Source organism: Kitasatospora sp. NPDC058184, assembly GCF_042883725.1.
Lineage (GTDB): Bacteria > Actinomycetota > Actinomycetes > Streptomycetales > Streptomycetaceae > Kitasatospora.
The window spans coordinates 146925-158942 of sequence record NZ_JBHVVE010000008.1 but is presented as its reverse complement, the minus strand read 5'-3'; the positions used below and the strand labels follow the sequence as shown (position 1 = coordinate 158942).

Here is a 12018-nt window from a genome sequence, read left to right as displayed (position 1 = left end):
CGACGACCTGACCCCGCCGGTGACCACCCTGTGACCACCGCACCATCCGGCGGAGGGGCCCCGCCCCCCCCCGGGGCGGGGCGCCCCCCCCGCGCGGGGGTCACCCCCGGCCGCCGCCGGCCCGCGCCCGGGGGGTGGGGGCGGCGGGGGCGCCGCCGCGGGCCCGACAGCTCCGGTCGGCGGGCCAGCTCCAGGACGGCCGCGTACGGACGGTCGCCCTCCCGCAGGCGGTCCCCGACGAGATCGACCAGGCCGTCCAACGCCTCGCCCGTGAGGGCGGGGTGAGCCGCGAGCAAGCGAAGGAGGCGATTGTCGTTCCACACCTGCTGCCGGCGCCCGGCCAAGGCCGCCAGCAGGTCGGTGGGGGCGGCCGGGTTGTCGGCGATCGCGTGCCAGACGAACGGGTACTCGCCAATGGCCAGTCGGCGCAGGACGTCGGGATTCGAGGTCCGTTCGGCGAGCCGCCGGTAGTCGCCGCCGTCATGCAGGTGCTTGAGCGCCTCCATGTCGTCCGTCGTGTCCGCCGCGGCCACCGCCCTCAGCACCCTCGCCGTCCTTCGTGCAGGGGCGCGGCCCTAACAGCCCGCCGATCCGCCCTCATTCCACTTTCCGGCGGGGGTGCTGAGGGCGGTGGCCGGGAGGGTGGGCAGCGGTCCCTCCGGCGGGAGCGTCCAGGCGTCCGGGTCGGGGGCGAACGGGCCGGCGCGGTCCCGGAGCTGGGCGAGGGCGAGCTCCCGGGCCCGGTCCAGCTGCCGGTGGGTGGCCTCGTCAACGACGCCGAGGCGCCGGGCCTGGGCGTACTCGTCCTCGTCCTTCCAGCTGTACGACGACAGATCGGGGGTGATCACGAGGTCCAGGAAGAGGTCGAGGGTGTCGATGCCGATGGCCGTCCGGCGGTACGGGCGCTCGAAGTTGACGTACCAGCGCAGCGGCCGGCCGTCGGGGGTCAGGAAACGGTGCACGCTGAACGGCACTCCGGCGGTGAAGCGGCTGAGCACCACGGTGTCGCGCCAGGTCCAGTGGTCGAGTTCCCACCGGCCGGAGGCAAGGTCGTGGACGCAGTCCAGGCGCAGGGCGTCGTCTCCGGCGTGCGCGGCGACGGTCCAGCTGGCCGGGGCCAGGCTCTCCGTCCCCGGGCGGGCGGTGAGGGTCAGGACGTCACCGTCGTCCGCGAGCACGGTGTAGGGCATGGCCGACCAGACCCGGCCGTGGGCGACGTCCCGCCGTACGGCGGTGCCGCCCGGGGCGAAGAGGCAAGCCGAGCCCGGGGCCGTCACCGGACGTAGTAGGCGCGGTTGTGGGCGGCGACGGGCGGGGACTGGTAGGTCCAGACCCCGGCGGCCGGGGCGTCGGCGATCAGGTGGGCGAGGTCGCGGGCGGACTCCTCGGCGGGGTTGCCGAGGTCGAGCCGGACGCGGTCGGCGGTGCGGTCGTCCAGCGCGTAGTAGCGGTAGGGCTGGTAGACGTTGAGCGGTCCGGCCAGCAGCTTGCCCTCGTCGTCGGTGCCGTAGCCGGTGATCGGGGTGTTGTTGACGGACTCGGGGGTGAGGCCCACCAGGTTCACGTCCAGGGCGAGGAGTTCCTCGTCGTGGCGGCTCAGCCCGTCCGGCCCGAGGGCGGCCCGACGGCAGGAGACCGACCAGCGTTCGCACACGTCGGGCGCGTTGAGGGAGGGCAGGGTGGTCTCGAACCAGCTCGGGTGCTTGGGCTCGGCGTACAGCCGGCGCCCGGCGTCGATGGCGAGCGGGTTGTCGCAGAGCACGTGCAGCCGCGCGATGCCGAGCAGCTTGGTCTGGTCGTAACCCCGGGCGTACTGGCCGTAGTTGACCACCGGCATCCGCTCCTCGGCGAAGACCGGGTGGGCGATCAGGTTGATCTCCAGCTCCTGGGTGATGCCGCCGCCGTTCGGATACTGGGCGAAGTAGAGCTGGAAGTTGAGCGAGACGCAGGCCCCGCCGTCGAAGGCGGCGACGCTCAGCCCGGGGTGGCGCTTGGCGAGCAGTTCACTCGCCCGCGCACGGTCGACCAGGTAGTCGACACCGATGTTGTGCAACGCACCGTAGTGGAAGGGCAGGTGGTACGGCTCCGGTACGGGCGGCAGCGGCAGGCCGGTCATGAGGGCTCCGAGGACGAGGAGGACGGAGAGGAGAACGGAGAGGAGAACGGCAAGGGGGACGACGACGGGGACAACGCGGGTGAGAACACGGGCGGTACGGGGACACGGCTGGCGGCCGGGGGCGCCACGGCCGCCGGGCGGTGCAGCTCCAGCAGGTCGCGGTGCATCCGCTCGGCGCTGCGCAGCGCGAGGGCGGCCATGGTGAGCGAGGGGTTGGAGGTGCCGAGGGAGGGCATCGACCCGCAGCCGACGGCGTACAGGTTGGGGTGCTCCCAGCACCGCTGCCAGTGGTCGACCACCGAGTTGGCGGGCGAGTCGCCCATGATGTGGGTGCCACCGGCGTGGCCGGCGCCCCGGTAGCCGTGGACGGTTCCCCGGTGTTCGAGCCGTCCCGGCCATCCGGCCGCCGGGTAGGCGGTGTGGTCCTCGGCGCCGAGCAGCGCGAACAGCTGGTCGGAGACGGCCCGGGCCGAGGCCATGCCCTCGCGGACGTACTCGGAGACGTCGTAGCGGATGGCCGGGCTCGGCAGGCCGAGCGGGTCGCGCCGGTCCCGGTCGAGGGTGACCCGGTTGGCCGGGTCGGCGGGCTGCTCCAGCTCGAACTGGAGCGAGAACTGACGGCCCAGCCGGTCGCCGAGCCGCTCCCGGAGCTCCTTGCCCCGGAGGCCCGCCGCGAGCAGCGACGCCGCCTCGGCCTCCGGCGCGCCGCCCGCCCAGGACCAGCCCCAGTTGCCGATCTCGATCCGGAACGGCGCCCGGCGGTCCCGCCCGGGTCCGAAGCGGAACGCCTCCAGGCCGCTGGTGGAGCCGGGCCCCCGGTAGGGGCCGACCGGTCGGGGCATCAGCCCCCAGGTGAGCAGGGCCGGGTGGTCCATCAGGTTCCGGCCGACCTGGTCGCTGCGGTCGGCCAGACCGGAGAGGAGCAGCAGCCGGGCGTTCTCGATCGCGTGCGCGGCGAGGACGACCAGGTCCGCCGTCACCCGGTGGGTCGTGCCGCCCGCGAGGTACTCGACTTCCCGGGCCCGCCCGGTCTCCGGGTCGGCCAGCACCCGGCTGACGACGGCCTCCGTGCGCAGTTCGACCCCGGCCGCCCAGCGGGCCTGGGTACGCATCGGGGTGTACTTGGCGCCGCTCGGGCAGGCCGGGACGCAGCTGGAACTGCCCGAGCAGAGCGGCCCGTCGGCGGAGCCGGGCCTGGTCGGCACGCCGTTGCGGGCGTGCGGGGTGGCGGTGACGGCGAGCCGGGCGGGGCCGGGTACGGCGGGGTCGCGGACGGTCCGGCCGTCGAGGGCCCGGGCCAGCTGCCGGTCGAGGTAGCTGGCCGGGATGGCCCGCATCGGGAAGTCGTAGCCGTCCGGGATGGGCAGTCCGACGGCACGGCGCTGCTCCTCGGCGTCGGCGGCGACGCCGAGTTCCCGTTCGGCCTCGCGGTAGTGGGGTTCCAGGTCGTGGTAGCCGATCGGCCAGTTGCGGCCGTGGCCGAGGTCGCCGGTGCGGAAGTCCTCGGGGTGCATGCGCGGGGTGAGTCCGGTCCAGAGCAGCCCGGTGCCGCCGTTGGCGCGCAGGTAGCCGCTGGCGTAGGGCAGCGGCCCGTACTGGCGGAGGTGGCCGGTGGCGGTGAAGCCGCCGTCCGGGCTCCCGGTGAGGTCGGTGACGTCGGGTGACGGCGCCTCGGGGCTGTGCGGGTAGGGCGAGGTGGGCGGTCCGCCGCCGGCCGCGCGGTGGGCGGTGGCGGCCTCGGCGCCGGTGGGCGCGGCCCGTCCGGCCTCCAGGACGAGGACCCGCCAGCCCTGTGCGCCCAGGCGGTGGGCGACCAGTGTCCCGGCGAAGCCCGCGCCGACCACGACGGCGTCCCAACGGGCGGTCACCGGCCCTCACCGCCGTTCTCCGGTGCCACTGCCCCGGTGCCCCGCGATGCGGTGCCTCCCGACGTCGCGGCCCCGCCCAGGATCTCCGCCCCTCCCCGGACCTCGGGGCCCGGAACCTCGGCGCCCCGGGGCGCGCCGGCCCAGCTGCCGTGCCCGGGGGCGGCGGCGCCGGGCGGGACGGCGTGGAAGGTCCGCCAGACCAGCCCCTGGTCGTGGGCGCGGGCGGAGGAGGGCGCTTCGCCCGGCCAGGCGCCGACGTACCAGAGGTGGACCAGGGCGTGCTCGTCGCGGACCCGGTGGGCCAGCGTGGTGCGGTGGTGCTCGTCCGCCATGCCGGTGGAGCGCAGTTCGGGCACGTCGAACCCGGTCAGTTCGGCGCAGACGCGGAGGAACTCGTCCGGGTCTGCCAGGGCGTCGACGTACGCCTTCGCTCCCGGGTCCCAGCGCTCCGCCAGGTCGTAGTCGGCCGGACGGTTGTCGGACACGGACACGCGGACACCCCCACGATCGGCAACGGGTGGCCGAGGCATGACAGGCCTTACGGCGCAACGGTCCGCACGGCACGACAGGCCCCGCACAACGCGGCAGGTCCGGGGCCGCCGATCCTCGCGGGGACGGCCCTGCCTGCCACCGCGATCCTGCCGCCCGCCCTCACCACCGGAAACGCGTTGCACGAATCTGCCCGGACTTCATCACCCTGTGCCCGGTCGGCCGTCCATCCCGATCATCCGGCGTCCGCTTCCGGTCGGCCCAGCGCCCGCACCGCCGCCAGGACGTCCAGGCCCAGCTCCGGGTCGGCGTCCTCGGGGAGGCTGACGGACAGCCGGGTGACCAGCCCCGCGTAGCGGCGGTGGATCTTCCCCGCGACCTCCTCGACCGGACCGCAGACCGCGAAGGCGTCGAACACCTCGTCGTCGATCAGCGCGGCCATCTCCGCCCAGCGCCCGCGAACCGAGTGGGTGTGCAGTTCCTCCTGGAGCCCCTCCCAGCCGTGCTGCGCCAGCACCGGGCGGTAGGCCGGCGTGGAGGCGTAGAACGCGAGCCGCTCGCGGGTGGCGGCCCGGTTGGCCGCCAGCTCCTCCTCGGTGCGGCCGGTGGCGGTGAGCACGTTGCCGACGATCTCGAACGGCCGCTTCGTCCACGCGGCGCCCTCCGCCTCGGCCCGGGCCCGTTCCTCGGTCAGGCCCGGCAGCACCTGCTCGGCCAGGTAGGCGGTGGAGGAGAACGGGTGGCTCAGGAAGCCGTCGGCCACCGCCCCGGCGGTCCGGGTCATCAGCGGCCCGACGCCCGCCAACAGGATGCGCGGCACCCCGGACGGGACCGGATCCGGCGAGAACACCGGCGTCATCACCGTGTGGGTGTAGAACTCGCCCCGGAAGCGCAGCCGTTCGCCGGTCTGCCAGCTGTGCCAGATCGCCCGCACCGCGTGCACGTACTCGCGCATCCGGGCGGCCGGGCGGTCCCAGGGCATCCCGAAGCGCTTCTCGATGTGCGGCTTGACCTGCGAGCCCAGCCCGATGACGGCCCGTCCGCCGGAGGCCGCGTGCAGCCCCCAGGCCTGGTAGGCGAGCGTCATCGGGGTCCGCGCGAAGGCCACCGCGATGCCGGTGGCCAGCTCGATCGACTCGGTCCGGTCGGCCGCCCGGGCGAGCTGGAGGAACGGGTCGTACGCGGTCTCGGCGACCACCAGCCGGTCCATGCCCCGGCGTTCGGCCCGCTCGGCGGCGTCCAGGATGCCCGCCGGGTGTCCGGAGGCGGTGGCGTCGAGGCGCAGGGCGGCGGGTCGGAGGGCGGCGGGTCGGTCCATGGCGGTGCTCCTGGTCGCGGGCGGCGGTGCTACCCGGGTAGCCTGCCACGCCCCGCCCCGGGCCCCCGGGCCCCGGACCGACCGCCGCCCCCTCACCGACCGCCGACGGCACCGCCCGCACCACCCGGCGCCGCGAACAGCCGGTCCAGGTGCCGGTCGACGGCCGTGAGCACGGCGGCGGGCTCGACCACGTCCAGCTCCAGCAGCGTGGTGAACCCGGTGAGCGCGAGCAGCAGGTCCGTCTCCACCACCGGGTCGCGGTCGGCCGCGAGCTGCCCGTCGGCGATCGCCTGCCGGACGATCCCCTCGACCATCGCCCGCCCCTGGAGCAGTCCGTCGCGCGCCCGCGCGTGGACCTCCTCGTCGTGCAGCGCCTCCAGCACGTAGGCGGCGCTCATCCGGCTGGTCGCCCGCGCGTCGGCGTGCAGGGGCAGCAGCTCGACCAGCATCGCCCGCAGCACGTCGCGCGGGTGCGGCCGTTCGCCGAGCTCCGCCAGTGCCCGGCCGACCCGCAACCCGCTCTGCTCGCCGGCGAAATCCATCGCGAAGGTGAGCATCTGCGCCCGGGAGCCGAAGTAGTGCTGGAGCTGCCCGAGCGAGATGCCCGCCTCCTGGGCGACCTCGCGCATCGTCAGGTGCGTGGCGCCGCGCCGCTCCACGACCCGCCACAGCGCACGGGCGATCGTCTCGCGGCGTTCCCGGTGGTCGACCTGCTTGGGCATCGGCGGCGGCTCCTCGGATTCTCCCCGCGGGCCGCGGAGGCCGCGGACCCTGCGGGATCTTTTCCATACGCTTGACATAATACAGCTGACCTATAACGTGGGAAGCCTTCCGAGGGAGGAGCGTCCACATGTCGGAGCAGCCCGTCATCCGCACCACCGAAGGACTCGTCCGCGGCCGCTGGGAGCCGCGGCGCGAGCCGGAACAGCACTCGGAGCAGCACCACGAGCAGCACCACGAGCAGCGAGGCGGCCGGGAACTCGCCGTCTTCCGCGGCATCCGCTACGCCCAGCCGCCCGTCGGAGCCCTCCGCTTCGCCGCCCCCGCCGTACCCGAGCCGTGGGACGGCGTCCGCGAGGCCGTCGCCTTCGGCCCCGTCGTCCCCCAGTCCGGGCCGATGCCCGCCGGGTCCGGCGAGCCGTCCGAGGACACCGACTGGCTGACGCTCGACGTCTGCACGCCCGATCCGGGCGCGGCCGGGCTGCCGGTCCTGGTCTGGATCCACGGCGGCGGATTCATGTCCGGCACCGCCGGCGACCCGCTGTACGACCCGACCGCCCTGGCCTCCGCCGGGCTGGTCGTGGTGGCCGTCAACTACCGCGTGGGCGCCGAGGGCTTCGCCCTGCTGGAGGGCGCCCCGGCCAACCGGGCCTTCCTGGACCAGATCGCCGCCCTGCACTGGGTGCGGCGCAACATCGCCCGGTTCGGCGGGGACCCGGCCCGGGTGACCGTCGCCGGGCAGTCCGCGGGCGCCGGCTCGGTCGCCGCCCTGCTGGCGATGGACCCGGCCCGCGGCCTGTTCCGGCGGGCCGTCGCCCACTCGGTGCCGGGCAACCACTGCACGCCCGCACTGGCCGCCGAGGTCACCGCCGAGCTCGCGAAGCTGCTCGGCACCGTCCCCACCGCCGCCGCGCTGGCCGAGGTGCACCCCTGGCGCCTGGCCTCGGCGGTCACCGAGCTGAATGCCGCGCTGCCGGACCACGTCGCACGCTGGGGCCGACTGGCACGGAGCGGCATCGCCACCGTCCCGGTGGTCGACGGCGAGATCCTGCCGGGCTCCCCGTGGTCGGCGCTGACCGCCGGCGTGGACCTGCTGGTCGGTCACACCCGGGACGAGTTCCGGCTGTTCAGCGTCCTCAGCGGCCGACACGGCGGCTTCACCGAGGAGGAGGCGCAGCGCATGCTGAAGGCGTTCGCGCCGACGCCGGGCGGCCCGGACGCCTACCGGTCCGCCCTCCCCGGCGCGACGCCCTCCGAACTCCTCGAAGCCGTCGGCTCCGACGCCCTGTTCCGGGTGCCGTCCCTCCGGCTGGCCGAGGCCAACGCGGCCGCCGGCGGCACCTCGTACCTCTTCGAGCTCGCCCTGCCCGCCCCCGCCCTCGGCGGCGTCCTCGGCGCCTGCCACGGCTTGGACGTGCCGCTCGCGTTCGGCAGCCTGGACAGCCCGACGGCGCGGCAGTCGCTCGGCGACCCGCCCCCGCCGGAGGCCGTCCGGGTGTCGGCGGAGCTGCGCCGGGCCTGGGTCCGGTTCGCCACCACCGGCGACCCGGGGTGGCCCGCCTTCGATCCGGACGAGCAGCTCACCCGCGTCCTGGACGCCCGCTCGGAGACCGTCCGCTACCCGGAACAGGCCGCCCGCCGGATCTGGGCGGGGCACCCCCTCACCGCCTACGACCTGCACTGACGGGGGCCCGGCCGGACGGGGAGTCCGAGGGCGGGTGCCGTGGACGGCCGTACGGCGCGGGCGCATGCCCGCGCCGTACCCGCCGTGGGCTCCTCACCCGTTCAGGCAGCTCCCGTGCACGGGCGACCGCACGGACCCGCTACTTCCCCTACTTCTACTTCCCCGCGTCCTTCAGCAGCCGCAGCAGCCCGGTCGCCACCAGGGCCGAGGAGGCCGGGTTCTGACCGGTCACCAGGTTGCGGTCGACCACCGCGTGCGGCGCCCAGGGCTCGCCCTCCTCGAAGTCCACGCCGAGCCCGACCAGCCGGTCCTGGAGCAGCCACGGCGCGCGGTCCGCCAGGCCGGCCTGGGTCTCCTCGGCGTTGGTGAAGCCGGTCACCCGGTACCCGGCGAAGGGCGAGCCGCCGTCCTCGGTCCGCGCGGCGAGCAGCGCGGCCGGGCCGTGGCAGACCACTCCGAGCGGGCGCCCGGAGGCGAGCACCCGGGTGAGCAGCCGGCCGGAGTCGGCGTCGACCGCCAGGTCCTCCATCGGACCGTGGCCGCCGGGGTAGAACACGGCGTCGTAGTCGGCCGGGTCGACCTCGGCCAGCACCAGCGGCTGCCGGAACTCGGCGATCCCCGCCAGTTCCTCGGCCATCGCCGGGTCGGTCAGGCTGGCCCGGTCCGCGACCGGGACGACACCGCCGGGGGTGGCGACGGCGACCCGGTGGCCGGCCTCGGTGAAGGCGCGGTACGGGACGACCGCCTCCTCCGCCCAGAAGCCGGTCGGGTGCTCGGTGCCGTCGTTCAGGGTCCAGACCTTCGAACCGGTCAGGACGAACAGGATGTCGGCCATGGGGTGTGCCTCCGGGGGTGCCGCGGTCTCCGCCACGACGGTCCGCCGCGGCGCTCACGCGGTCGACGCTAGACGCGCCCGGCCCACGGGAACCAATGGGCCACGCGATACGAGGCATCGGAATTCCGATACCTCACCCGGACCGTCGAGCCGGTCGCCAAGCTCAGCACCGAACTGACCACGGAATCCACCATCGGGCCTACCCCAGGGCCCACCGCCGAGCCATCGGGATCCCGTACGCTCACGGGCATGAGCGATCGCCCGGCCACCGGCTCCGGCCCGCTGGACCTCAACCAGCTGCGAACCTTCCTCGCCGTGCACCGGGCGGGCTCCTTCACCGCGGCCGCGCACCTGCTGGGCCTCTCCCAGTCCACGGTGACCGCGCAGATCCGGGCACTGGAGCAGCGGCTCGGCCGGGAGCTGTTCGAACGCCGGGCCCGCGGGGTCAGCCCGCTGCCGTACGCCGACGACCTCGCCGCCCGCCTGGCCGGGCCCCTGGACCGGCTCGCGGGCCTCGCCGACGGGCGCGGCGGCGGCGCGCCGGAGCCGGTGCACCTGGCCGGGCCGGCCGAGTTCCTCGGCACCGTCCTGCTGGCCGAGCTGGCCCCGCTGGTCGCGCAGGGCGTCCAGCTGCGGGTGACCGGCGGGCTCACCGACCCGCTGCTGGCGGAACTGCGCGCCGGGCAGCACGACCTGGTGGTCGCCACCCGGCGTCCGCGCGGCCGGACGCTGCTCGCCGAACCGCTCGCCGACGAGGAGTTCGTCCTGGTCGCGGCCCCGGTCTGGGCCGAGCGGCTGGCCGGCCGGGAGCTGCCCGACGCGCTGGCCGAGGCACCGCTGCTCAGCTACGCCGAGGACCTGCCGATCGCCCGCCGCTACTGGCGGCACGTCTTCGACCGGCGGCTGCACGCCCGGGCCGCGGTCACCGTGCCGGACCTGCGGGCGCTGCTCTCGGCGGTGACCGCGGGCGCGGGCTGGAGCGTGCTGCCCGGCTACCTGTGCCGGGCCGAACTCGCCTCCGGGGCCCTGCGGTTGCTGCACGAGCCGGCCGATCCGCCGATCAACACCGCCTACCTGGTGCGCCGTCCGGCCGGCTCGGCCAACCCGCACGTGGCCCTGGTCCGCGAACACCTGCTGGCCGCGGCCCGCACCTGGGGCTGACCGGCCGCACCCCCACCGACCGGCCGCCCACCTGCCACACACCGCGCCCCGGGATCAGACCGCCAGGTCCCGCCGTTCCAGCAGCCGGAAGGCCGCCACCAGCCCGAGCAGCCCCACCCCGAGCAGCACGCCGAACGCCGCCCACGGCACCCCGCCGTGGCCGAGCACGTCGCCCGGCGCGTAGTAGTGGAACGGGCTGAGGTAGCGCAACGGCCGGGCCGGGGACCAGGCCAGCGCGACGAAGTTGAGCGCGAAGCCGACCGCGCCGAAGGCGACGGCCGCGCCGACCACATGGGCCCGCCGCCGGCTGACCGCGGAGACCGCCAGCACCGGTCCGGTCAGGCAGAACGCGAGGGCGCAGCCGAGCAGTCCGGCGGTGAAGACCGCGCCCTCCGGGACGGCCTCGCGCAGCGGCGCGGAGGCGGCCACCCCGAGCGCGAGGGTCAGCGTGGCGGCGGCGTTGAGCAGCACCGAGGCGGCGACCAGGGCGCCGGTCCGCTCGGCGAGCAGCCGGCGGCGGGAGACCGGGCGGGTCATCAGCAGCTCGATGGTGCCGGACTCGACGTCGGCCGCGACGGCGGCGGCGCCGAGCGAGCCGATCACGGTCAGCTGGAGGGCGATCCAGAACGGGTGGGTGAGCCCGGCGCCGAGCAGGCCGGGGTAACTGGCGATGGAGACGTCGCCGTTGGAACCGCTGAAGGCCTTGAACGCGCCGGGCGGGGTGCGGCCGCCGCCGAACAGGTCGCCGGGCGGGATGGTCCCGGCGATCACCACGATCAGGGCCTCGAAGACGACCATGCCGAACAGCAGGGAGAGCAGCATCCGGCGCCGCCGGTGCAGGGCGAGCCAGACCAGCGGGAGGCGGCGGTTGACGGTGCCCGGGTTCACGGCCGCTCCTCCGGTTCCGGCCGGCTGCCGCCGGCTGATCGCTCCTCGGCCCCGACGGACCGGTAGAGGTCGAGGAAGGCCTCGTCCAGGCCCGCCTCCTCCACCGTCAGGTCGGCCACCGGCAGTTCGGCGAGCAGGCTGCGCACCGCCGCGACCACCTCGTCCGGCGGCACCAGCAGCTCGACCCGCGGGCCGTCCCAGCGCGGGGACCACCGCTCGGCGGCGCCCAGCGGCCGGGCGCCCCGCCCGTCGTCGAGGAGCAGCCGGACCCGGCGGGCCCGGGCCTGGCGCAGTTCGGCCACCGAGCGGACGGTGACCAGCCGGCCGTGGCGGACGATGGCGACCCGGCCGCAGGTCCGCTGCACCTCGGGCAGCACGTGGCTGGAGAGCAGGACGGTCCGTCCGGCCTCGGCCTCCTCGGCGAGCAGTTCGTAGAAGGTCTCCTGGACGAGCGGGTCGAGCCCCTCGCTCGGCTCGTCCAGCACCACCACCGGCGGCCGGTGCTGGAGCGACTGGACGAGTCCGAGCTTCTGCTTCATGCCGCGCGAGTACTGCCCCACCGGCCGGGCCAGGTCGGCCCGGGAGAGCTTCAGCCGCTCGCACAGCTCGCGCTGGCGCGGGACCGGGGCACCCTGGAGGGCGGCGAGCAGGTCGAGGGTCTGCTGCCCGGTGAGCTCGGGGTAGAGCCGCAGTTCGCCGGGCAGGTAGCCGATCGAGGGGGCGAGCCGGCCGTGGTCGGCCACCGGGTCCAGGCCGAGCACCCGCACCTGCCCGTCGCTGGGGCCGAGCAGGCCGACCAGGCAGCGCAGCGTGGTGGTCTTGCCGGCGCCGTTGGGGCCGAGCAGGCCGAACACCTCGCCGGCCTCGACCGACACGTCCAGCTGTTCGATGCCGACCGTACTGCCGTAGCGCTTGGTGAGCGCACGCAGTTCGATCACC

12 protein-coding genes are annotated in these 12018 nt (G+C 75.5%); 2 read left to right on the top strand and 10 right to left on the bottom strand.

Translation table 11 applies throughout. The features are described from left to right. From ACFVXH_RS17655 to ACFVXH_RS17625, 7 genes are all read right to left on the bottom strand, one after another. Nucleotides 1-545 (bottom strand): hypothetical protein (locus tag ACFVXH_RS17655; RefSeq protein ID WP_387824567.1); only part of this gene is annotated, 545 nt, incomplete at its 3' end. A 30-nt stretch (nucleotides 546-575) separates the two neighbouring features. Further along, the gene (locus ACFVXH_RS17650) at nucleotides 576-1277 is read right to left on the bottom strand and encodes a DUF402 domain-containing protein (RefSeq protein WP_387824564.1); all 702 of its coding nucleotides are present in this window, start codon (nucleotides 1275-1277) and stop codon (nucleotides 576-578) included. Next, nucleotides 1274-2116 (bottom strand): hypothetical protein, encoded by an 843-nt coding sequence (locus tag ACFVXH_RS17645; protein WP_387824561.1) that lies wholly within the window; start codon nucleotides 2114-2116, stop codon nucleotides 1274-1276. The genes ACFVXH_RS17650 and ACFVXH_RS17645 overlap by 4 nt, the downstream gene beginning before the upstream one ends. Continuing rightward, on the bottom strand, nucleotides 2113-3984 hold the full coding sequence (locus ACFVXH_RS17640) for a GMC family oxidoreductase (RefSeq protein ID WP_387824558.1): 1872 nt from the start codon (nucleotides 3982-3984) through the stop codon (nucleotides 2113-2115). Before ACFVXH_RS17640 ends, ACFVXH_RS17645 begins: the two co-directional genes overlap by 4 nt. Continuing rightward, nucleotides 3981-4475 (bottom strand): hypothetical protein, encoded by a 495-nt coding sequence (locus ACFVXH_RS17635; RefSeq protein WP_074003538.1) that lies wholly within the window; start codon nucleotides 4473-4475, stop codon nucleotides 3981-3983. Before ACFVXH_RS17635 ends, ACFVXH_RS17640 begins: the two co-directional genes overlap by 4 nt. 233 nt (nucleotides 4476-4708) lie before the next feature. Next, on the bottom strand, nucleotides 4709-5791 hold the full coding sequence (locus ACFVXH_RS17630; RefSeq protein WP_387824555.1) for a TIGR03617 family F420-dependent LLM class oxidoreductase: 1083 nt from the start codon (nucleotides 5789-5791) through the stop codon (nucleotides 4709-4711). 92 nt (nucleotides 5792-5883) lie between these two features. Next, nucleotides 5884-6513, bottom strand: coding sequence for a TetR/AcrR family transcriptional regulator (locus ACFVXH_RS17625; RefSeq protein WP_387824552.1), 630 nt, complete (start codon nucleotides 6511-6513; stop codon nucleotides 5884-5886). Between the two features lie 128 nt (nucleotides 6514-6641). Between ACFVXH_RS17625 and ACFVXH_RS17620 the strand changes: the two genes are divergently transcribed. Further along, nucleotides 6642-8195, top strand: coding sequence for a carboxylesterase/lipase family protein (locus tag ACFVXH_RS17620; RefSeq protein WP_387824549.1), 1554 nt, complete (start codon nucleotides 6642-6644; stop codon nucleotides 8193-8195). Between the two features lie 154 nt (nucleotides 8196-8349). Here the strand turns inward: ACFVXH_RS17620 and ACFVXH_RS17615 are convergent, their stop codons facing one another. Then, nucleotides 8350-9030: a type 1 glutamine amidotransferase domain-containing protein gene (locus ACFVXH_RS17615; RefSeq protein WP_375874918.1), complete on the bottom strand. Its 681-nt coding sequence runs from the start codon at nucleotides 9028-9030 to the stop codon at nucleotides 8350-8352. Between the two features lie 249 nt (nucleotides 9031-9279). On the opposite strand from ACFVXH_RS17615, the gene ACFVXH_RS17610 reads away from it, so the two are divergent. Further along, nucleotides 9280-10191, top strand: coding sequence for a LysR family transcriptional regulator (locus ACFVXH_RS17610; protein WP_074003542.1), 912 nt, complete (start codon nucleotides 9280-9282; stop codon nucleotides 10189-10191). Nucleotides 10192-10245: 54 nt separating this feature from the next. On the opposite strand, the gene ACFVXH_RS17605 is transcribed toward ACFVXH_RS17610, so the two are convergent. Together ACFVXH_RS17605 and ACFVXH_RS17600 are read right to left on the bottom strand one after the other, a co-directional pair. Then, the gene (locus ACFVXH_RS17605) at nucleotides 10246-11079 is read right to left on the bottom strand and encodes an ABC transporter permease subunit (RefSeq protein ID WP_380741677.1); all 834 of its coding nucleotides are present in this window, start codon (nucleotides 11077-11079) and stop codon (nucleotides 10246-10248) included. Then, nucleotides 11076-12017 (bottom strand): ABC transporter ATP-binding protein, encoded by a 942-nt coding sequence (locus ACFVXH_RS17600; RefSeq protein ID WP_387824544.1) that lies wholly within the window; start codon nucleotides 12015-12017, stop codon nucleotides 11076-11078. The genes ACFVXH_RS17605 and ACFVXH_RS17600 overlap by 4 nt, the downstream gene beginning before the upstream one ends. Nucleotide 12018 lies beyond the last annotated feature (1 nt).